Origin of the sequence: Paenibacillus sp. FSL K6-1558 (assembly GCF_038002565.1) — a bacterium.
GTDB lineage: Bacteria > Bacillota > Bacilli > Paenibacillales > Paenibacillaceae > Paenibacillus > Paenibacillus polysaccharolyticus.
This window is the reverse complement of the sequence record NZ_JBBOCV010000001.1, coordinates 3581966-3603630: the sequence shown is the minus strand read 5'-3', so window position 1 is coordinate 3603630 and position 21665 is coordinate 3581966. Positions and strand designations below refer to the sequence as shown.

At 46.0% G+C, this 21665-nt stretch carries 17 protein-coding genes; 10 read left to right on the top strand and 7 right to left on the bottom strand.

Going from position 1 to position 21665, the window contains the following annotated elements; translation table 11 throughout:
- Nucleotides 1-105: 105 nt before the first annotated feature.
- Nucleotides 106-672: a hypothetical protein gene (locus MHI38_RS15530; RefSeq protein ID WP_154959509.1), complete on the bottom strand. Its 567-nt coding sequence runs from the start codon at nt 670-672 to the stop codon at nt 106-108.
- A 182-nt stretch (nt 673-854) separates the two neighbouring features.
- Here MHI38_RS15530 and MHI38_RS15525 point away from each other — a divergent pair, with 182 nt between their 5' ends.
- The 3 genes from MHI38_RS15525 (at nt 855) to MHI38_RS15515 (ending at nt 3121) form a co-directional block, all read left to right on the top strand.
- Entirely contained in the window at nt 855-1763 is a 909-nt protein-coding gene (locus MHI38_RS15525) for a helix-turn-helix transcriptional regulator (protein ID WP_154959510.1), read from the top strand.
- A 280-nt stretch (nt 1764-2043) separates the two neighbouring features.
- Complete coding sequence (locus MHI38_RS15520; protein ID WP_154889854.1) at nt 2044-2337, top strand: CD3324 family protein; 294 nt, start codon at nt 2044-2046, stop codon at nt 2335-2337.
- A 217-nt stretch (nt 2338-2554) separates the two neighbouring features.
- Nucleotides 2555-3121 carry a GNAT family N-acetyltransferase gene (locus tag MHI38_RS15515; protein ID WP_308723275.1) on the top strand — a complete coding sequence of 189 codons (567 nt, stop codon included), beginning with the start codon at nt 2555-2557 and terminating at the stop codon, nt 3119-3121.
- A 77-nt stretch (nt 3122-3198) separates the two neighbouring features.
- Here the strand turns inward: MHI38_RS15515 and MHI38_RS15510 are convergent, their stop codons facing one another.
- Entirely contained in the window at nt 3199-3486 is a 288-nt protein-coding gene (locus tag MHI38_RS15510; protein WP_341181395.1) for an AbfB domain-containing protein, read from the bottom strand.
- A complete protein-coding gene (locus MHI38_RS15505) occupies nt 3434-5005 on the bottom strand; it encodes a family 43 glycosylhydrolase (RefSeq protein ID WP_341181929.1) in 1572 nt (523 codons plus the stop codon). Before MHI38_RS15505 ends, MHI38_RS15510 begins: the two co-directional genes overlap by 53 nt.
- A 316-nt stretch (nt 5006-5321) precedes the next feature.
- Here MHI38_RS15505 and MHI38_RS15500 point away from each other — a divergent pair, with 316 nt between their 5' ends.
- From MHI38_RS15500 to MHI38_RS15490, 3 genes are all read left to right on the top strand, one after another.
- Nucleotides 5322-6098, top strand: coding sequence for an FRG domain-containing protein (locus tag MHI38_RS15500; protein ID WP_341181394.1), 777 nt, complete (start codon nt 5322-5324; stop codon nt 6096-6098).
- Nucleotides 6099-6204: 106 nt separating this feature from the next.
- Nucleotides 6205-6981: an SDR family NAD(P)-dependent oxidoreductase gene (locus MHI38_RS15495; protein WP_154889862.1), complete on the top strand. Its 777-nt coding sequence runs from the start codon at nt 6205-6207 to the stop codon at nt 6979-6981.
- Nucleotides 6982-7021: 40 nt separating this feature from the next.
- Nucleotides 7022-8431: a DKNYY domain-containing protein gene (locus MHI38_RS15490; RefSeq protein ID WP_154889863.1), complete on the top strand. Its 1410-nt coding sequence runs from the start codon at nt 7022-7024 to the stop codon at nt 8429-8431.
- Between the two features lie 197 nt (nt 8432-8628).
- Here the strand turns inward: MHI38_RS15490 and MHI38_RS15485 are convergent, their stop codons facing one another.
- Nucleotides 8629-10077: a DEAD/DEAH box helicase gene (locus tag MHI38_RS15485; protein ID WP_221787537.1), complete on the bottom strand. Its 1449-nt coding sequence runs from the start codon at nt 10075-10077 to the stop codon at nt 8629-8631.
- Between the two features lie 560 nt (nt 10078-10637).
- Nucleotides 10638-12974, bottom strand: coding sequence for a 5'-nucleotidase C-terminal domain-containing protein (locus tag MHI38_RS15480; RefSeq protein WP_341181393.1), 2337 nt, complete (start codon nt 12972-12974; stop codon nt 10638-10640).
- Nucleotides 12975-13228: 254 nt separating this feature from the next.
- On the opposite strand from MHI38_RS15480, the gene MHI38_RS15475 reads away from it, so the two are divergent.
- Nucleotides 13229-14191: an endo-1,4-beta-xylanase gene (locus MHI38_RS15475; RefSeq protein WP_154889866.1), complete on the top strand. Its 963-nt coding sequence runs from the start codon at nt 13229-13231 to the stop codon at nt 14189-14191.
- 208 nt (nt 14192-14399) lie between these two features.
- On the opposite strand, the gene MHI38_RS15470 is transcribed toward MHI38_RS15475, so the two are convergent.
- Together MHI38_RS15470 and MHI38_RS15465 are read right to left on the bottom strand one after the other, a co-directional pair.
- On the bottom strand, nt 14400-15740 hold the full coding sequence (locus MHI38_RS15470; RefSeq protein ID WP_341181392.1) for a glycoside hydrolase family 30 protein: 1341 nt from the start codon (nt 15738-15740) through the stop codon (nt 14400-14402).
- Nucleotides 15741-16016: 276 nt separating this feature from the next.
- Nucleotides 16017-17510, bottom strand: a complete 1494-nt coding sequence (locus tag MHI38_RS15465) for a leucine-rich repeat domain-containing protein (RefSeq protein WP_341181391.1) — start codon at nt 17508-17510, stop codon at nt 16017-16019.
- 261 nt (nt 17511-17771) lie between these two features.
- On the opposite strand from MHI38_RS15465, the gene MHI38_RS15460 reads away from it, so the two are divergent.
- From MHI38_RS15460 to MHI38_RS15450, 3 genes are all read left to right on the top strand, one after another.
- Nucleotides 17772-18662: a diacylglycerol/lipid kinase family protein gene (locus MHI38_RS15460; RefSeq protein WP_341181390.1), complete on the top strand. Its 891-nt coding sequence runs from the start codon at nt 17772-17774 to the stop codon at nt 18660-18662.
- Between the two features lie 194 nt (nt 18663-18856).
- The gene (locus MHI38_RS15455) at nt 18857-19774 is read left to right on the top strand and encodes an aldo/keto reductase (RefSeq protein WP_090921150.1); all 918 of its coding nucleotides are present in this window, start codon (nt 18857-18859) and stop codon (nt 19772-19774) included.
- 300 nt (nt 19775-20074) lie between these two features.
- Complete coding sequence (locus MHI38_RS15450) at nt 20075-21460, top strand: helix-turn-helix domain-containing protein (RefSeq protein ID WP_308722561.1); 1386 nt, start codon at nt 20075-20077, stop codon at nt 21458-21460.
- Nucleotides 21461-21665: the final 205 nt, after the last annotated feature.

Genomic DNA, 21665 nt, shown 5'->3' with positions numbered 1-21665 from the left:
TGTTCTTCATTTCTTGTATGGAGGCCTAGGTGAAACTTCAACCAGCCGTTGATATTTTGATATCGCTGGTTGATTGAGCATTAGCTTGGCGTGTACCTTCGGATGTTAAGGACGAGTGTAGATGATGAATTGTCCTTCTGCAGCAGATTCGCCACCTACCCAGCCTACAGGCAGTCCTTGATTTTTATAGATATTAAACATCTCTTCAAAATACGGATGTGGCTCCTTGCCTAACAATCGCGCTCTCGCAATCTGAAATAGATCACTGCTGATAATATCAGCAAGGTGGTTAAGTTGATCAGGCTTCAGGCCCAATTCCGGGGCCTGTCCCTCTAATTTTTTCTTCATTATGCCGTAGAAGTCTTGCTCTTCTTCATACAGAATAAATGCTCGGTCGAGGGATTTTTGCTCCTCTCCAGAGGCAGGTGGAATATCTCCTAAGGCGTCTGCGGTAATGTCCAGTAGAAAGTAACAAGGCGGCTCAACGTCTTCTTCCTGATAAAATATCAGGGCTTCCTCCAGATTCGTGAACGAATCTTGTGTCTCGAATGCTGTTCCAGTCACTGCACCGTCATGGGTAACCGAAAGGTAAGGCCCCTTCAATACATCGCCATGTTCTATGTAATCAATAATCTCACGTACATTTACAGGAAAGATTTCTTTACTGGTCATTGTTGGTCTCAACTCCCGACATTTAATGGTAGATGCTTTAATATTCTACATTTATGTGTGGAGAGCCTGCCTGCAAAGCAAAATCATTCAAGGATGCTATAACGTCTTCGCGTTCGTGGAATAGCCCGGATATGTTACAATTTTTCTATGACATAAAGTGACGTAGTTAAGGTGGGGATAGGATGAATCAACGCAGGCTGGCGATGATGCGCCTCATGGATTCCAGACATAAGTTCACGGCTCGGGAGCTGGCAGAACGATTCGAAGTATCGGTTCGAACCATCCAGCGTGATCTGGATGCATTACAGACGATGGGCTTTCCCCTATACACGGAGGTAGGTGTTAACGGTGGGTACCGTGTGCTGCCCAATCGCATTTTGCCACCTCTGCAGCTGACGCAGCAGGAAGCATTAGGTTTGTTTATGATGCTTGAATATTTGGAGATGGTTCCTGATTTTCCGTATGGTTCGATTCGTGGACATCTGGCAGAACAGTATTTCTCTACACTGCCTTCGGATGTACAGGAACGGATTGTAGGGCTACGGGAACACATAGCTTTTATGCAACATCCGGGTGATCACCACGATTCCCTTACATCGGATCTGTTAACAGCCGCAGTCGAGAAGAAAGTGATTTCATTTTTGTACAACGCTCGCAGTGGCTGGAAAAAGGTGACCGTCAATCCCATAGGCATCTATTATGAGCAGGGGTATTGGTACATGCCTGCACGGCATAACGATCGCGTATTGTTATATCGTGTGGATCGAATAAAGCAGCTTACAGTGCTGGATCAGATGGATGAATCTGTACCCACACTAAAAGCATGGCTGAAACAGGCAGCGCACACGGATGGCGAAGAGGTTGTACTGCAATTTACAGCATTCGGGGCAAGAATAGCCGCGTCGGATACATTATTCAAGACCGTATCAGATCAAGAGTGGCGCGGCGTTGTGCCACATTCGGAGTTTGCTTTTACAGCGCGTAGGCTACTCTCCTATGGACCCGAGGTCAAGGTGATATCTCCACCAGAATTGCAAGAGCAGGTCCGTACGATGTTGGAGCAAAGTGTAGCGCAGTATAAGGAGGATTAAAGGATATCAGTTTCCTATATGGAAGATATAGGAGTGTAATTTGAAATGCCGGGGCATGATTTTACGTAATTTTATATCGATTCAGCGAAAGGGGGGCTACCATGATTCGATTCATAATAGGTTTCACGACACGCTCTATGCAGAGTCCATGCGAGGAACAACGGCGGTTGTTTGCATAGAGCCTAATATCCATTCCCGCCATCATTGACACGATGAAGTCAAAAGTTTCTTCGTAAGACTCTGCTGCCTTAAAGATTAACTTTTTAAGGAGTGGAGTACGATGAAATATGTGAATGCGGATGCCGTCCTTCCGAAGGCATTGCTCGAAGAGATACAACGTCATCTTCCTGGTGGATTAATCTATATTCCGAGGCCTAAGGATACCCATAAGAAATGGGGGGAGAATTCAGGCGGTCGACAACTGATTCGGGAGCGGAACAACGAGATTCGCCAGAAGTTTGCTACGGAAGCAACGATCGATGAGCTTGCAGAGCAATATTGTTTATCCATCGAGAGTATTAAGAAAATTGTATATTGTAAAAAGCGAAGCGAAATAGAAATAGAAATGAAATGAGATTGGATGAAAAGGAAGTCACATTCGAGCCATCGGATGTGGCTTTTTACTATGTTTTTCAATGAGTAGACATGTGGATGTACAGAATGATTAGAAAACGAATATTACATATCTGTCCACCTCCAGCATTCGTACAATAGAGTCCAGAGAGCACGTTTACTTATATAGAGTAAGGAAGCGGCCGTAACCAGTGGAAGGAACGGTGATTTAGATAAACATGAACATCCAAGTGGAACTGACAAATCATGATAAGGCATATATCATCAAAAACATGTATCCGTTATACCTGCATGACCTGTCTGGACATTATGGGTTGCAGGAGGCACATCGACCGAATGTACATGGTATTTACGAAGCGAGTTCTGATTACCGAACATTACACGACCAATACGATGTACAAAATATATGGTGGGAAAAGCCGGACTGTCTCTATCCCTTCCTGATCATGGCTGAGGACAGACCTGCTGGATTTGCAATGGTGGCAACACCGCCTCACTGTGCGTCAGGCATCGATTTTTTCATGCATGAATTTTTCCTGTTGCAGCCGTATCGGGGAATGGGTATCGCGGAGAAGGCGGCTGTAATGATCTTCGCTATGTTTGAGGGCAACTGGGAGATATTCACCAATCCAGGGGAGAAAAACAAAACGGGTCAGCATTTCTGGCGCAAGACGGTAGCGAATTATACGCAAGGACTGTATGAGGAGAACGTTGCCATAACCGCAGATGCAGACGAGGATGGGCGCAAATTAATCTTTCATTTCTCGAATCATAGGTTCAATTGATGGGTAGACAGACTATTTCTTGTGAAGGAAATAGTCTGCTGAGCATGGAGAAAGGTGAATTTGAACATCATTGTTGCTTAGAAATTCAATCGCCCAAACGTAGCATCTGCTTTTGTAGTCGTATTGCTGGCGGCATTCACGGCATCCAGTTGCAACACATAATCATAATGTCGGATGTAATATCCCGGTTGGCTGTATGATTGCAAAGATACTTTGGTGCCATCTGCCCAGCCGGGGCTGATCAGGAACGTGGCATCGCCTTTATATGCAGTGGTGTTTGTGAAGGCTTCAAGTACAATTTTATTACTCGCATTACGCTTCAGGAAATAACCAGGGTAGTTGATTGCCTCCAGCGAAACTGGCAAGACCCGGTACAACGCGGAACTGGGCATCCAGAGCGGGGGTGACATTTGCATCAATGCGAGCAACATAGTTGGCGTGACGGATCATGCGATCCGGTACATTGTGTGAAGCGAACTGGCTGTAGCCTGTAGCTTCAGGCGTGGATGGGCCCAGCATTTTGACTTCATGCAGTGTTGGGGTGTACCAGTTGCCCGGATTGTTCCACAAGACAGCGTTAACCATATTTATTCGCACATAGCGGGCCGTGAAATGCACCGCATCCGTGGTGAAACCATATGTCAGATTATTGGTGCGATCCAGCGTGGAGTAGTTTACACCATCGTTGCTAATCTCGATTTTGTATTTGTAATACCCCTCGGAACCTTTATACATAAACCACGAAGTATCAATCTCCGTAATGGTCTTTGGTGCTCCAAAATCGACCTGCCACCACGCAGGCCAACTGTTGGAAGAAGCCACCCATGAGGTCTGATAGTTACCGTCATTGACAAGGGAAGGCGACGAGCCAGAAGCCGTCGAGCTGGCGGAGGCTGTCTTGCCTTGGGCATGATTGACGAGAGCAGGTAACGTGATCTGACCTGTTGCTGCATCAATATTCCATGTGGTATACCATTCCATTGACGCCGTTCCATTGCCGTCATTCAGCGTGAGGGGCAACCAGATATGTTTGTGCTCGCCCAGATTCATTGGATTCCAGCGATCCGCCATATAGATATACGAAGTGGTGCTGCTGCCCTGAATCGTGGCAATATCATGGATCTGGGAGCCGAAGGCAGACGGGTTGCCATAAGGCGTTAGTGCAGACCATGGCCCGGTCATTGAAGTAGCTGTAGCGTATGCACCCTGATTCGGATACCAGCCAGCGGCCTGGGAGGTGAAGAGATAGTAGCGGTTTCCTTTTTTCACAACAGCCGGGGCCTCGCGGTATGCATTCTCGAACAACCATCCTTCGAAAGATTGTATCCCTGTATAACTTGCATTCATTTTAAAAACAGCCATCGTATCATTCGCACCGCCGTTTTTACGGGAGGCCGTTACGAGATAACCTGTGCCGTCCGTGTCCACAAAAACAGTCATGTCACGAGATTCATAATCAAGCGGGCGGAAGCTGCCTTCATACGTAAATTTGCCATTGGGTGTACTGCTTGTGGCTACCGCAACGCGGCCGAGATTATAATCTGTACCGTTCTCATAATGAGCCCAGAGTACATACTGCTTGGTGGAGGCATTATAGATCACTTTGGGACGTTCAATCTTGCTGGAGGCGAGTTCCGTCGCGGAGTCTTTGGTCAAGATGGCATTGCTAAAGGTCCAATTTTTCAAATCCGTTGAGGTGTAGACGTTTACGCTGTCAAACTTACCACCCACCGCGTGTTCACCATACAGATAATACATTGAGCCTACCTGCAGGATATTACCGCTGTTGGCGTGAATGGGATTGCCAGCCGTATCAAGCCAATCGGTACCATTGGTAATTGCTACACTTGCCGCGTTGCTTCGTTCAGGATGTAGACCAAACATCGTTAATGCGAGTGTGAAAACCAGAAGCCAGACCGTCTTACGTTTTCCCATTACGTACACCTCCATATAGATTAGAAAATAATTAAAGCGCTTTCAAATCTATTGTAGTTGATTTACAATATTTAGCAAGTGAACAATTCAGAGATTGCTGAACAGAGCAACATCTGATGGAGAATAGGCGGCAAGAGCATGAATTCCCTCCCCAATGGTTTGATGATATGAAGCCAAAGATCAGATGAAGTCGTATGTAAATGGTAGTATGTTTGTAGGAAGATGAAGGATAAACACATATAGGTGCTGGAGGTGCTAGATTGCTATGAATGATGCCGTATGCTATGAGGTGAAATCGATAGAAGACTACATAGCGATGATTGAAGAGTTACCGAATGGTCAGGAGGGGTATTATTATCGCGGAGAAAACAGGCGATATGCCACTCAATCCTCGTCTTTACTTCGATCAGGAATAGCGCGATTGCTTCGAGATAACCCGGAATATTATGTGGATGCAGTAAATGATTATGTCCGAGATATGGCAGATCAAGCGGGAGAGTGGGAGCGCGAGCATGTGTTAGCCTGGTGTCACCATGAGGGTCTGCCTACGAACTTGCTGGAACTTACAGCGTCTCCGCTACGTGCGTTGTACTTTGCCTGTTTGAGCCGCACCGATCATAGCGAGGAGCCGAGTCAGGCGGGGTACGTATACGGTTTTGCGAGAGAGAATACAGCCGACGTGACTGAACTCATATTGGAGAATGTGAAAATGAAGACATCTCGTTATAACTTGATTGAGGATATGGGCGATGACCCGCGATGGATAAATCTGCTGTCGGATCACGATACAAAGGGATTTCACAAGCCTGATCTGGCCCAAATGCCTTACCTAATTTATCAGGCACCGTATAAGTATAGAGGCTCAGACGAACCGAATGGCCTATATTTCTATCAGTTGTTTCAGACGGTTTCCTCATCGTGCAGTCCGGAGCTTTCTTTTGAAATCATGCAACAGCAGTACACACCTGCGCTGATCGTTAAAGTACTCAATCAAACAGAGATTCGAGAGCAGCTTCATCACCGTTTGGGACTGTACAAGTGATTGAGGTATCGCCCGAATATAAGAGCAAGATTGTGATTGTCGTCTCGTGATATAAATGTCCTGAGCCTTTGAGAAGGTCAGATTATTCATTGAAGGGGATGACGTTATGAACGAGACATGCAGAAGACTGGAAGGGCAAGTAGCCGTAGTAACAGGTGCGAGCAGAGGTATTGGCCGGAGTATTGCGATCCGCCTGGCACAGGAGGGGGCATACGTTCTTGTGCATTTTGCAACAAGGCAGGCGGAAGCGGAGAGTGTGGTGCGGCACATCATAGACCGTGGTGGACAGGGGCAGGCCATAGGAGCTGATTTAAGTACGCTGGATGGCATTCATGCATTGTTTTCCAAGATCGATGCTGCTGTTCAGAAGCATGGGCAAGAAGGCAAGTTGGATATTTTGGTGAATAACGCTGGCATAGGACAGATCCTTAGCCTGGAGGAAACGACGGAAGAATCTTTTGAAGATGTCATAAGAATTAATGTAAAAGCACCGCTATTTGTGACACAGCAGGCCGTCTCTCGGCTTCGGGATGGAGGGTGTATCATCAATATATCCTCTTTTGTTACACGCGTATCTTCCCCAGGAGTGTTTGCTTATAGTATGACCAAAGGGGCCATGGATACGTTCACGAAGCTGCTAGCCAAAGAACTGGGAAGCCGCCAGATCAGGGTTAACGCCATACAACCAGGTATCATTAACACCGAGATGAATGAAGGAACACTTGCGAACCCACAGGGACAGGCGTATGCAGCCGGGCTCTCTGTAATGAATCGCTGGGGAGAACCCGAGGATGTGGCTGATATCGCTGCATTTCTTGCCTCGGCGGATAGTCGCTGGATGACAGGACAATGTCTGGATGCCAGTGGTGGCTCACACTTATAATTTCTGACCATGTATTTCTTGGATTGGAGGAGAAACGGTTATGGATCGCTTTGTGATCAATGCGAAGGCTCTAGTGGTCTTGCAGAAAGAGGACGGAGACGCGGTTCTGGTCAAAGGCGGGATCACTGCTGATGGTTTCGAAGTCTTATCGACCTACCCTAAAGGCTGGCTGACATTTGCCTACTTCAAGGATCATCAGGGTATATGGTGGTTCAATGCACGTACGAACAAGGCCAGTTTGTTCAGTCAAGATACGGAAGCGTTCCGCGTCTTGCATGAGGATTACAGCTCTGATTCGCAGCATGTCTATCTGGAGGACAAGCCCGTCTCTCCCTCCGATCCAGGCAGCTTTGAGCTGTTGCCAGGGACGCCTTATTTTGCAAAGGATAAACATCAGCTCTATGTCAAAGACAGCCAGCATTTTCATGTGTTCAATGACATTGATACAAGTACAGTCATTGCGCAGCATGATTACTGTACGGATCGGGATCATTTGTTTCACTTGTCGAGCGGCCTTCGTTACGCCAATGAATATAAACATGAGATCGTAGATTGGCTCCGGGAGCATTACCCAGATATACCGGGCTGGTGGCAGACTGACTACGCTCATCATGCGGATAATGTGGTGCAGCTTACGGGAAATTGGTATGCTACGGCTACCTCCGTATTCTATCGGACGGAGTCTGGCAGTGGGTACAGGCGAGATGCTAAAGAAACTTTTAATTTGGTTCGCGGCGCGGATCGAAGTTCATTTGAACCGCTAGACGAACAGTTTGCGCGTGATCGGAATCGGGTTTATTTTCAGTGGCGTATCATCCGTGAAGCAGATCCGAAGAGCTTCGAGTCACTTGGAGGCCGATTTGGTCGAGACAAGCAGCATGTTTATTATAACGGGTATCGTGTTGAGGGAGCGGACGTATTCACATTTGAATTGTTAGGCGGTACGGAGCATCTGGGTTTATCCAGAGATCAGAACGACGTATATCATGCGCAGTATGCGCGTACGAGTCAGCCTTTCGGTCATCCTGATGATGTACTTCAACGGATCAAGGGAGCGGATGCGGCAAGTTTTGAAGTGCTCACACCATCCGGTAGTTGGGCTGTAGATGCGAATCAGGTATATCTGTGGGGCATAGTCAATAAAAAGATAGACCGTGCTAGCTTTACTCATTTGCTCGAAGCTGATCCCCAGAGCTGGGCCAAGGATCGAAATAGTCTATATAATGCGAATGGCAAACGTACCGTAAAAGGCATCGATGGAGCATCTTTTGTCATGTTAAACCCATATTGGGGCAAGGATGATCAGGCTGTGTTCAGTTTTGTGACAGGAGGGGTATACAAGACGGCGGATGCTGGAACCTTTCAGGTGACGGATGATCAAGGTAGTGCGGAGGATAAGCTGTTTCGGTATTCTATCCACGATGGAGCGGTGCGTAAGAAGAAAAAGTAGATCTGAATATTACGGTGTAGGGATTTAAAAATGAGATAAGATCTATAGTCATCCTAGATGGAATGGCATTTGTTATATGTAGATAAAAAACCAGGGACAGACTTCAAAAGTCTTTATCCCTGGTTTTGATTTGAGTTCATAAGCGAAGAAATGGATTTGTTTCTTCTTTCGTTGTTCGTTGTTTCGTTGCTTCTTCGTTAATTTTTGTGACCTTTACGTACCTTAAGCTGCATACGTTTAATCGTAGTATGTTGCATGACTTCCAGCACGAGCGGTCCTTTACCATTCAGAATTTCCACATCCGTCACGTTATCCAGAATCGTGATAATCCCGATATCGTCCGCGCTTACGCCTTCAATCTTCGCAATCGTTCCTACAAAGTCAACCGCACGAAGTTTCTTCTTCTTACCTCCGTTGAAGTTCAGCTTCATGATCTGCTGGTTCAACTGCTCACGCTTGTCCTTTTTGCGCTCAGGTGCGATCTTGAGGCGTTTCTCGAATGTTTCCCGGTAGCGATCTACCTCATCTTCTGAAGGTGCTTTGACCACAGGAATCTCAAATCCAATGTAGGATTCGATCTCTGCAAGACGTCTGCCATCCTTTGGCGTGACCAAGGTGAAGGCTCTTCCTGTTTTACCTGCACGGCCCGTGCGGCCTGTGCGGTGTACATAGCTTTCTTTTTCAAGCGGGATATCATAATTGATGACATGGGTGATGTTCGTGATGTCAATTCCACGTGCGGCAACGTCAGTGGCGATCAGATAACGGAATTGTCCTCGTCTGAAGGCATTCATCACTTCAATTCGCTCATCTTGCTCCATACCGCCATGGATACGATCTGCCGGATAGTCCAAATCAGCCAACACGCGGAACAGCTTATCGACATTCTCTTGTGTGCGACAAAATACAATGCAGCTGTCCGGGTTTTCTGTAATCAACAAGTCCTGAAGCAGTGCAGTTTTGTTCACTTCCGACGTGCGAATCACGGCATGTTCAATCGTTGCTGTAGTCAGTCCGCTAGCCTTAATCTCGATTTCTACAGGAGTGTTCATGTATTGACGGGACAGCTTCGCCACATCTTCCGGGAACGTTGCGGAGAACAGCATGGTTGTCCGTTCCTGCGGTAACGCCTGAATAATCGCTTGTACCGTCTCAATAAAGCCCATGTTCAGCATCTCATCTGCTTCGTCAATGACCAGATATGCGATGCGATCCAGCGGCAGCGTGCCCCGTTCAATATGATCCAATACTCGGCCTGGTGTGCCCACAGCCACATGGGTCCGTTGTTTCAGCTCGGCTTTTTGAATGTGAAAAGGAGATTGTCCATACAGCGCAGTTGCTTTGATACGTTTAAAGCGACCAATGTTGGTGATATCTTCGTTGACCTGCAAGGCCAGCTCTCGTGTTGGAGTCAGAATCAGAGCCTGCGGTTTATTTTCGTTCCAGTCCACCAGTTCGCAGAGCGGTATACCGTATGCGGCTGTTTTGCCGCTGCCTGTCTGTGATTTCACAACAAGGTCTTGATTCTCAAGAGCAACGGGGATAACACGGGTCTGAACTTCGGTGGGATTCTCGTAACCCAGGCTGTCCAGTGCTTTGACGATCTCTTCCCCCAAGCCATAATCTTTAAAATACTGCTTACTCATCGTTTACCTCTTTTGCGTTTAGTTTTGAAATGCAGTCTGCTCACGTTATTTTGGTCTCGGTAACCATGTGAATGATCTTACTTACCAGCATTGCACCGTACATGTAACATATACCTGCCTATTATACTCTATGTGCACGGGAAGCGCGTGGAAAATAAAGAGACTCACCTTCTGAATATCGGAGCACCCCTATATACCGGTGAAGGTAGTTACGGTCATTGTCCGCACCCGCATTATTCTAACGATCTCAGATGAGCTTATTTGAACGATATAGGGCTTTCTGAAATTGTAACGATCACCAGAAAGCTTATTTTGCTGAAAATACGATAAGAACATCCGATCTCACTTCATTTTGCCCAAATAAGCTCTCCTGAGATCGTTAGAAAATAAAAACGCGTAAAATCGCTTAAATAGCGTTTCTGGAGATCGTTAGATGTGCAACGTTCCACGTGAAACGATTTGTATCATTCCACAAAGAGCTTCCTCGAAAGTGAACTCAAAATAATAAAAAGACGATACCTCCATCATTACATGGGTGTACCGCCTTGATACATACAGTGTTATTTTAGAATACTCACATATTTGTCGTAAACGTATGCCATCTGTCCATTCAGCTTCACTTTGACCCAGCCATAGGCATGGCCTGTGCTAACTACTTCAAGTATCGTACCTTGTGGTACAGAAGTAATCACTTTAGATTTGGAGGATGCACCCGCACGTACATTCAGATGAGTGGCTGTAACCCTCGCTTGTTTGCCTGGAGCTGTGACACTTGGCTTGCCATTGTCCGAAGAAACAGGTGGTTTACCTGGTTTCGGAGTACCTGGTTTTGGCGCTCCAGGTGTAGGAACCGGAGTTGGGTTCGGCTTCGCTGGAGTTACCGGTTTCTCCGGTGTAGGTGCTGGAGATGGGGAACCCCCGCCATTGTCTTTACCTTCTACTGCTTTGCGAGCCTTGTTCAACTTCTGGTAGAAAGCACCTTTCGTTTTTACGCCTTTGAATTGTGCTGCATCTATCCCTGCTTTGGAAGAGAGAGCTTCAATCTCGTCCGAAGTTACAGCATCCAAAATATTAATGGAGGCAATATTGGTGTACTTGCCATCTTCCGTTGTCGGCACAGTCATAACGCCAGCATTAACCAGTTCCACGACATCTGCACGCTCCGGTGCAGTCAGGTCTACGCCAGTGATTTTCCAATGTTGCTGAATCTTCGGTTCGTAGACACCTTTCATCACGTCTTTCAGATATGCGATAGACAGATTACGGATCGTACCTTGAATCTCACCAAAGGCTGAAGCATCCTTGGAGGACCATAGTTGCTTGAATGTACGTCCTTCAAGCGCCCCGCCTTTGGCAATGAGTGCTTCCATCCGATAAGCATTCATACCGAGCTTGAGCGTATCACCCTCCTGAACGGCTTTTCCATTACTGTATTTCAAATTCGTGATTCGACTGCCATATGGCTTGGTCAGATCAATCTCATAGGTCACACCGCCGAAGAAATCATCGGTGCTATATTTGGAAGCACGTCGCTTTGGATCAAAGCTGATGGTTACATCCCCTGGGCGAGTGGAGTTAAAGTATCCCGCAGCCCATTCCATGTAATCCTTCAGATCTCGTCCAGTCACTTCATATACCGTCACTTCACCAAAAGTGTACTGGTAGTTAAACGCAATATCTTTTTTCTTGATCGGGCCAACGTCCAGCTTGGCTTTGTCATTATCGATCTGATGGGCAACAACGTCAGCATCACTGTAATGGAGCATAACTTCGGTAAAAAAATCAGACAGCGGCGTTTCCTGAATCTGCACGGCAGGGATGCCTTTGATCTCATCCGCCGGAACCAGATTCATTCCTTTCAGTTCCGCGACCACGATATTAGCATCGGCACGAGCGAACTCGTGGAACGGATGCAGTGTTTTTTCCAGAGAAGGATCGGAAACTTCATAAGTGCCGTCTGTTTTTTTGACAGCGAGTGCCTTGGCTTCCTTGCTCTTCAATACAACCTTGCCGTCCTTTTTGGCAAATGTCAGGTCAATACGTGACATGTGTGTACCATATTTGTTGGGTTCAGAGATCAGCACGCCGTTTACCGTCTGTGATTCAATCAGCTGATGCATATGTCCGGCGAAAATAGCAGCCAGTTCCGGGTTGGCATTGGCGATGTCCGTGACGCCGGTTCCCGGTTTGCCGTTCTCGTTATCCAGTCCCATATGCATGAGACCAACCATCACATCCACTTTGCCTTTCAGCTCAGCAATGGCTTTGCGAGTCTCTTCTACAGGGTCTTTGACAATGACACCATCCAGGTGATCGGTTCCTTTTTCAAACTCGGTAATCATCGGGGTGTTCATACCAATCACGCCTACTTTGATACCATCGCGCTCAATAATGGTATATGCAGGCATGTAACGGTCGCCGTTTTCTTTGAAAATGTTACCGACAAGCGCCTGGCCTTTGAACTGAGAAGAGATTTTCTCCAGCACGTCCAGGCCAAAGTTGAATTCATGATTCCCCATAACCCAGGCATCATAGTTCATTTCGTTCATGGCCACCATCATCGGTGACTGGGGCTGATCATTGAACAGCTCAGCTGAGTTGTCCTGAATCATATCTCCCGCATCGAGCAGGATGGTGTTAGGGTTCTCAGCACGAACCTTTTTTACCATCGTATAGAGCTGTGTCATGCTTCCGGCAGGGTTGGGGCCGTCCAGTGCGTAGTCCCATGGCATAAAGCGACCATGAATATCAGATGTGCCAAGCAAAGTAATCTTAGTCTCTGGATTTGCTTCAGCTGCGTGAGCATCTTCCGCAGCGAGCGGCGCGAGTAGCACGGAAGTGCCTAATAGAATGGATAATGACCAACTAGCGAAACGTTTTAAACCATGTGTACGCATGTGTAATCTCCCTTGTGTTCTAATGTGTGTAATGATATCTATCAATCCATACTAGAGAAACATCAAGGTAATGTAAACGCTGATGTAACATATATGTTCGATACAGTTGCGTAAAGCAGGGAAAAAAGATAAAGCAATAGGAAGTATACTTTTCAAAGTAAATAGTATGTTTTATATGTGTATAAAACCAAAATTATCCATTATGATGTCCTTGTAAGCGCTTTATAAAATAAACCAAACCAAGGAGGAATATTATGTTGAAGTCCAAATGGTTTAAGACGGTAGGTACGCTTGCTCTGGCAGGTGTGCTGGCCGCGTCAGTCGCGGTGGGCAGTGTCAGTGCCGGATTGGCTAAAGGCAGTAAATTCTTGGGGAATATTATAGCTAACCAGGTACCAAACAATTTCAGTCCGTACTGGAATCAGGTGACGCCGGAGAACTCCACGAAGTGGGGTGCGGTAGAAGGTACGCGTAATGTGATGAATTGGGGCCAGGCAGATATGGCTTACAACTATGCGAAAAACAATAAAATGCCTTTCAAATTCCACACCCTTGTTTGGGGAAATCAGGCACCTAACTGGATGAATGGCCTTTCTGCAACAGATCAGAGAAACGAAGTAATTCAATGGATCAGAGCTGCAGGACAACGCTACTCTCAGTCGGAGTTTGTTGACGTAGTCAATGAGCCGTTGCATGCAAAGCCAGCCTTCCACAATGCGATTGGTGGAGATGGACAGACGGGCTGGGATTGGGTCATCTGGTCATTCCAACAAGCAAGACAAGCCTTCCCGAATTCCAAGTTGCTGATCAATGAATACGGCATTATCGGTGACCCCGCGAAGGCAGATCGATATATCCAAATCATCAACCTTTTGAAAAACAGAGGTCTCGTTGATGGCATCGGTATTCAAGCGCACTACTTCAATATGGACAATGTATCCGTGAACACGATGAACACTGTTCTGAACAAACTGCAAGCAACTGGCCTTCCAGTGTATGTATCCGAGCTGGACATGACTGGCGATGACAATACCCAATTGCAACGTTACCAACAGAAGTTCCCTGTACTGTGGAAGCACCCGGCTGTTAAAGGTGTTACGCTGTGGGGTTACAACGAAAACCAAACTTGGACTAGTGGTTCCCACCTGGTAAGAAGCAATGGCACAGAGCGTCCTGCAATGCAGTGGCTGAAAACCTACATGGCGAACAATCCATAAGCCCAGGTACAGACCTTGGAGTTGGCATTTGTATAAACTTTAGTAAAAGTACAATCACAGGCAGAATGGATTCACTCTACCCGTTTAAATCAGTTAACATGCATTATCCCCTCAAAAAAGATCCTGTCCCACTACGATGTGGGACAGGATCTTTTAACTTGCATCGGTATCATGCCATGTTTGCGTTTCTTGCCGTCCATACGGTGTTTTATTTCGCTGTAATCACCATGCTGTTAAAGGAATCGGCTTCTAACTGCACATGAATCGTGTGTCCTTCGGTGAACGTCAAGTGAAGGTCATGGCGATCCGGGAACGGATTGTTAACAACGATAACGAGGCTGTTATCCGGGTTGCGGAAAGCAACGGCTTTGCCGCTCCATGCTCCAGACAGACCCAGCCGGCGAGCGCCGTTAACGATATGATGAGCAAAATGTTTCATGACATAATACTCTGGATTACGAGTGACGTCCTTACTTGCAGGATCAACAGTGATCATTGAATTCTGCTCCCAGCCCCAAGTACTTCGTCCTCTAGGCTCTAGCACCATATTCCAATAGATATAGGCGTTGACGCCGTTACTGAAATAGTGCTGGTAGAGGTTATACACGTGCTTGGCGTAGTTCCAAGAGTTGTTCCCATCCCCGCACTCATTCTCGGTCTGCATGTAACGAAGCTCCGGGTAACTTGCTACAGTACGTTGAATGGCATGTTTGCCCGCCCATTGGTATCCAACCCCTTTTATATAGGAGTAGGCTTTGGGATCGCTGAGCACCAGTCCGGCATATTCATCGAATCCGGTTGTTTTCTTTTTCATCAGTTCTTCCCACGGATCAGGCGCATTAATCGTACCCAGCCAAATTTCGGTGTCCAGCCCATGTTTATCAAAAGCCGGCCCTAGATAATCAGCGATAAATTCACGCAGCTGCTCGCCTGTCCACATGCAGGAAGGAAACTTCTGATCTGCGATCACTTCATTCTGCACATGTACCTGATGAATTGTAATGCCCGCTTCACGGTAGGCTTTAACAAACTTCACAAAATACAAAGCGTAGGCTTCGAGAATGTCCTTTTCCCAGCGCAGTGTTCCGTAGTTGTAAGCTTTGGGGAACTTCATCCAGGTTGGCGGACTCCATGGCGATGCGAATAACTGCAAATTCGGGTTATAACTCAAAGCTTCCTTGATATAAGGGATCAGATATTTGAAATCTCGTTCGATGGAAAAATGGTCCATGGCCACATCTCCGTCTACTTCGTTGTGGCTATACCACTGCTCTGCATAATCACTCGCGCCGATAGGCAGGCGACAGATCGTAAACCGATGCTCCCCTTCCGGGTGGAACAGGGAATGCATGACTTCGTGTCGCTGCTCGTCACTTAAATGGGCCAAAGCCAAATAACCAAGCTCATTGAAGCAACCACCGAACCCTTCAACAAGCTGATGCTGTTCACCGGTTAATTTTAAGTTAGCGCTTTCATTGGTGGCTGAAAAAGATAACTGGTTCCACGGCTCTGTAGGTGTAGTCGAAAATCCGTTAAACGTAAATGTCATATGATGATCCTCCTCGTAGGCTGGTGAGTAATCCTTTTGATTACGTTTAGTATACCAACTTCCACTGCAAAAGCAGATGTGCTAATCCGTGCAATATTTACCCTAATCCAAGGTGGTTCGTTTGGAAATGAATCATTATGGAGTGGGAGGGAGTGGCTCACTACACCCATAACACTTATGTTGGCCACAATTAAGGGATCATCATAAGTTAGCACGATATACCCTATTCCTCAGAGTATAGAAAAAATCCCCACCAGCAATGCGGCGGGGATATGGTTATTTGTTTTCAAAGATCAGAATCGTTTTACTCTTGGCGATATATCCAACGGTTGTATGAAGCTGCTCTGAAATAAATCGAATGGGAACATAGGCATTGCCATCCTTCATTAACAGCGGAGCATCATTCATGATGAGTTCATCGTTAATGGTAACCTGCTTGTTGCTTACGCCCCAGCGAATGATTTGATCCTCTTGGGTAATGACTGCTTCGCGTGTACCGCTGTTCCAGTTCACACGAGCATTTAAATGCTCGGATACAAAGCGAAGAGGCACATACGTCCGGCCTTCATTAATAAAAGGAGCTGCATCAAGTTCGTACGCACGGTCGCCCACATATGCCGTGGCAGACCCTTCGATCAGGCGTTGAAAACGCCCCTGTGGCGTACGTTTCTGCTCTCTGACATTCATCTGGTTGAGTAGCTGCATCGTGTGGCTACCACTTGTCACATCCAGATAATTGTTATGTACAGTCAGCCCGGCAGCAGCTGTCTCTGTCATCACATTTGATGTGCTTAAGGACATAGAAGTGGAAGCAGAGATGTTTTCTAAACTTGGTACATCTGAGTTATCCGATGAGAAGGATAATTCGGAGATTGGTGTCAGATCCCATATCCGGTTATTGGATAGCTTCAAGACGTTTAGTTTGGTTAACTTGCGTAGCGGCTCCAGATTATAGATCTGATTGGACTCCGCATTCAGCTCCGTTAAGTTTGTTAATGTTGCGATGTCGCTCAGTTGCTGGATCTGGTTACCCGAGATATCCAGTTTCCGCAGTTCTGTCATGTGGCTCAGGGGTGCCAGGCGAGATATGTGGTTACCTGCCACATTCAGCTCATGCATGGTATCTGGCAACTCTGTGAGAGCATCAAGTGCCGAAATATGATTGTTCGCCACATTCAATTGCTTCAACTGAGCCTGTTCCGCAAGTGGTGTAAGATCGGTTATATCATTATTTGAGATTTCGAGCCATTTCAGCGAATGTAGCTCTGTTAGAGCATTCAGGCTTAAAATCTGATTGCCGCTGGCATGCAGTGTATGTAGTCTGGGAAATTCTCGCACAACGTCAATGGAGGATATCGAATTGTTACTGATATATAGACGTCCCAGTTGCTGTAATGCAGCAAGAGGCTGAATGGTTGTAATGTAATTGTTTCGGACGTCAATCTCGCGAAGCTCCGTCAGGTGTTCCAGTGGTGTGAGATCGGTAATTTCATTACCGTACAGACGCAAATGGGTCAAATTCACGGCATGTTCCAGCCCGGAAAGACTCTGAATGCCTGCATTGCTCAGATCCACCACACGAAGCTGCTTCAGATCTTTAGATGTGAGGGGTTCACCTACAGGAATATTTAAAATTAGCTTGAGTCCTTCCTCTAGCGCAGAATCTTTAATGAGGGAATGATCCGAATCCGTGGTGGTGTATGCCATTGCTTGCCCCGCCGTACCTATACTTAGAATACATATCAACAATACAAGTGTGATTCTCTTCATTACATGCCTTCCCTCCAAATCATAACGTCTCTAGCTTATTAACCCATCTTGGGATTATAGGAACAGTAATTTTATAACGTTTATCTATCTATACTTTTATTCTATATGACAAGGGCCATGCCCTGCACTTTTTCAGCATAACTTTGTGTAAATTATAAAAATTTGCATGGTGATCAACATATTTGCATCACACTGTATTCAACCTCTTGATGAAAAGGGTAAGGATGTACAGAGGTTATATGCGGAGAGGGAGATGTATCGATGAGGAAAGCAATGATCATTAGCAATCCGTCGTCAGGCAAGGAAAAAGCAGAGCATTATGTATCCCAGGTTCGGTCTATTTTGGAAGCAAGTCAATATGCAGTAGTGGTGAACGAAACAGCCGGGGAAGGCGATGCTACCCATTACGGTCTACATGCCTGCAAAGATGGGTGTGATCTGGTCATCTCGATCGGGGGAGATGGCACATTACATGAGACGATTAATGGCATGCTGGATCAGGAACATCGTCCTCTTCTAGGTATCGTTCCACTGGGTACGGTGAATGATTTTGCAAGGGCGTTACATATCTCTCTTGACCCGGAGGAAGCGATCGAGCAGTTACGTTCGGAACAGACCCGGTTGGTCGATCTCGGCATGGTGAATGGGCGACTGTTTGCCAATGTGGTGGCTGCCGGCTCCTTGGCGGAGGCGTTATTCTCTGTTTCGTCCGAGGAAAAATCAAAGCTGGGATCATTCGCTTATCTGAAAGAAGGATTGAAGGATCTGGTAAACACACCGGCAAACGTTCTGAAGATCGAATATGACGGGCAATTCTGGGAAGGAGAGTCACCGCTTTTTGTGGCGGCCCTTACTAACTCGGTCGGAGGATTCGAAAAATTGTCACCGGATGCAGATGTAGACGACGGACTGATCCACTGCTTTGTGATTCAAAATATCGGTGTATTCAACAGCGTGACCTTAGGCACTTCTTTGTTCTTCGGCAATCTGAAGGAGCATAAGGATGTGCACTATTTTACAGCCAAAGAAGTACATGTTCGCTCCGACGAAACCATTCGTACGAATGTGGATGGAGAGGAAGGCCCTGCTTTACCGATTGATATCCGTGTATTGCCTGGTTATATGAAGGTGATCGTGCCGGAAAAAGATTAACGATTACTGCCCAAGGCTGGGCGGTTTTACTTATAACAAATCATTTCTCCATATAAATGTGGGGAAAGTCTATTGAAACCGATTGCAGATATATGTCACAATCATAGACGGAAGACAGGCATGGACATACATATATGGATATGTATCAGGGTCTCATGCACACAAACTATTTTTGAATATGGAGGGGAAACATCTTGAGAACCATTAAACTGGGCAGCAGTGCACTCGATGTGCCTGTAGTTGCTGTAGGCTGTATGCGAATCAATTCATTAGACAGTAAGGACGCGGAGCATTTTGTACGTTCTGCTATGGAAATAGGCGCGAATTTCTTCGATCACGCTGATATTTACGGCACAGGAACATGTGAGGAGATTTTCGCCGATGCTGTGCAGATGAATCCCCAGGTTCGTGAAAATTTGATTCTTCAATCCAAATGCGGCATTCGCAAGGGTATGTTTGATTTCTCCAAAGAGCATATCCTGAATTCGGTGGATGGCATTCTGCAACGTCTAAGAACGGAATATCTGGATGTGTTGCTCTTGCACCGCCCGGATGCACTTGTTGAACCGGAGGAAGTGGCTGAAGCATTCGATCAGTTGGAGCGTGAGGGAAAAGTGCGCCACTTCGGCGTGTCCAACCAGAATCCGAACCAGATCGCATTGCTCAAAAAATATGTCAAACAACCTCTGGTAGCCAACCAGCTGCAGATGAGTATTACCAACACGACGATGATCGATAGCGGCATCAACGTGAATATGGAGAATGACGCTGCGGTGAACAGAGATGGCAGCATTCTGGATTACTGCCGTCTGCATGATATTACCATTCAACCGTGGTCTCCGTTCCAATACGGATTCTTCGAGGGTGTCTTCCTTGGCAATGAGAAATTCCCGGAATTGAATGCAAAGATCGATGAGATCGCTGCGAAGTATGACGTGAGCAATACGACCATTGCGATTGCGTGGTTGCTTCGTCACCCTGCCAAGATGCAACCTGTGACAGGCACAATGAATATTGGACGTCTGCAAGATTGTGTGAAAGCAGGTGAGGTTCACCTCACTCGTCCAGAGTGGTATGAAATCTATCGTGCTGCAGGGAATGTACTGCCTTAGGTCACATTAGATTGAGTATGGAATAACACCGTGAAATACGCTGAATACGTAATGATATTCGGACAAATGACACGAGCCTGTCTGGCTCGTGTTTTTTTGTGCAGTTGGGTCTTGGAAGAACAGACCATTTCGATATAAAATATAGATACATATTTTATCGCTCTAAAAGGATTAAAATGTAATTAATACAAATTAGTTGAAATTATTTTATTGTAATGCAAGTATATATTACATATAATTACTTTTGCATGTACCTGTAATCTCGCTTTTTGTGTTTTTATTTTGGAGGGTGGTGTTCCCTTGAAGCCGACAACAACCACGATACGCGATCATTTAGCAAGCTATCTGAAGCGTGAACAGATGTCGATCAGTTTATTTTCAGAGCTGTCCGGAATTAATTCTGGCACACTCAGCAACATTTTGAATAAGAATCGACCTATCTCCATGCAGCAGCTGGACCGTATTACGGTAGCTATGAAGCTTGCAGCGGGCCATTTCTATGAGTTGTATATTGATGAGTGCTTTGTGCACGCAACGCCGGATTGGCGGAGGTTAGGCCCTTTTCTGCATCGATGTGCTGAACTGGATAAGCTGGACTGTATCGAAGAGGTCGTTCGTCTGATGATGGATAATCTTTCGTATATCCCGATGTTATTTGATGTGGCGGAGGAGTTCTATCATGCTGGTAAATGGAAACCGGCAACTCTCTTATATGAAACAATCGCTGAAAGTGAGAAGATGCAACATTCCGAGCGGCTTGCGCTCTGTCAGTATCGTCTGTTCAAGCTCGGACTGTCGAATGATCAGCAGCGGAATGTTATTATTGCGGCTCAATTTGAATATTATGTGGATCGACTGGATGAACGCTATCAACTGGATGCATTAAATGAATTGATTAATGCGTTTGCCTCACTTCATCGGTGGAGTAAGGTGCAGGAGTTATCAGAGAAACTGCGGGTGAAGGCAACCATTCACTATGAATTGAATGGGAGAAAGAAAGCGGAAGAAACGAAACGACCTATCATTTTTTATGTTATGTATGCTTATTTGGCATCGGGAAGTGCGTATTTCCATTTAGACAACTATGAGATGGCCCTCAAATATGTTTCGTTATACACCGATTCCTCTTGGGTCAAAGGTCCGGATCATGAAGAAATGGTTGTTATTCAACAATTTCAGGAATGGGCTGAAGGGAATCGTTATATATATCAATTAATGGCTGGACAGTTCGAAATTCTTCCTCAGTATCTGGCCTACATTTCAACAAAAGAGAACGAGATCTTTCCTGCGCTATGTGATATTGTTACTGCGGCAAATCGATACGATATGGATATCGATGATGTGTTAGAAGAGTATGCACCGCATTTTACTTATCAGGAGCAACGGAACCGAATTGGAAAAGTCAGCAAGCAGGTTACGGATGATCGTTACGTCCGATTATTGGCTGGATTGGGCAAGTATTATCTGAAGAGGGATCACTTTGCACAAGGTTTAAATTTTGTTCTGGATAGCTTAAGTTTTGCTATTGAAATTAGTGATGGACGAGGTATGCTTAGAAGTGTCGGACTATTCGAACAATACAGGGATTACGCGTCCGATACTGCTATACAGCAATACAAAATCTTGATTGGTGAGGTGCAAAAAATCAATGAAGAAAAAACTGGCTTTGCTGATAGTTACTTGTAGTATCGCGGTGAACATCCTGCCGACCGTTACCGGGCCATCTCCAGTCAAGGAAGATACCCCTCCTCCAATCTACCGAACGAATGATCACGGTTTAGGGACATAAGCCTGAGCCACAGAACGCTTCTGAATAACTCAGAGGCGTTCTTTTTTGTATGTATAAACGGTCCAGTAACGCATAGAAGAGCATATCTGTCATACCCTCATT

Excerpts from the sequence above, each read along its gene's own strand:
- MHI38_RS15480 (WP_341181393.1), bottom strand. The coding sequence starts at position 12,974 with ATGCGTACACATGGTTTAAAACGTTTCGCTAGTTGGTCATTATCCATT.
- MHI38_RS15500 (WP_341181394.1), top strand. The coding sequence starts at position 5,322 with ATGAATGATGCCGTATGCTATGAGGTGAAATCGATAGAAGACTACATA.
- MHI38_RS15490 (WP_154889863.1), top strand. The coding sequence starts at position 7,022 with ATGGATCGCTTTGTGATCAATGCGAAGGCTCTAGTGGTCTTGCAGAAA.
- MHI38_RS15505 (WP_341181929.1), bottom strand. The coding sequence starts at position 5,005 with ATGTTTGGTCTACATCCTGAACGAAGCAACGCGGCAAGTGTAGCAATT.
- MHI38_RS15475 (WP_154889866.1), top strand. The coding sequence starts at position 13,229 with ATGTTGAAGTCCAAATGGTTTAAGACGGTAGGTACGCTTGCTCTGGCA.
- MHI38_RS15515 (WP_308723275.1), top strand. The coding sequence starts at position 2,555 with ATGAACATCCAAGTGGAACTGACAAATCATGATAAGGCATATATCATC.
- MHI38_RS15465 (WP_341181391.1), bottom strand. The coding sequence starts at position 17,510 with ATGAAGAGAATCACACTTGTATTGTTGATATGTATTCTAAGTATAGGT.
- MHI38_RS15460 (WP_341181390.1), top strand. The coding sequence starts at position 17,772 with ATGAGGAAAGCAATGATCATTAGCAATCCGTCGTCAGGCAAGGAAAAA.
- MHI38_RS15530 (WP_154959509.1), bottom strand. The coding sequence starts at position 672 with ATGACCAGTAAAGAAATCTTTCCTGTAAATGTACGTGAGATTATTGAT.
- MHI38_RS15485 (WP_221787537.1), bottom strand. The coding sequence starts at position 10,077 with ATGAGTAAGCAGTATTTTAAAGATTATGGCTTGGGGGAAGAGATCGTC.
- MHI38_RS15495 (WP_154889862.1), top strand. The coding sequence starts at position 6,205 with ATGAACGAGACATGCAGAAGACTGGAAGGGCAAGTAGCCGTAGTAACA.
- MHI38_RS15525 (WP_154959510.1), top strand. The coding sequence starts at position 855 with ATGAATCAACGCAGGCTGGCGATGATGCGCCTCATGGATTCCAGACAT.
- MHI38_RS15470 (WP_341181392.1), bottom strand. The coding sequence starts at position 15,740 with ATGACATTTACGTTTAACGGATTTTCGACTACACCTACAGAGCCGTGG.
- MHI38_RS15520 (WP_154889854.1), top strand. The coding sequence starts at position 2,044 with ATGAAATATGTGAATGCGGATGCCGTCCTTCCGAAGGCATTGCTCGAA.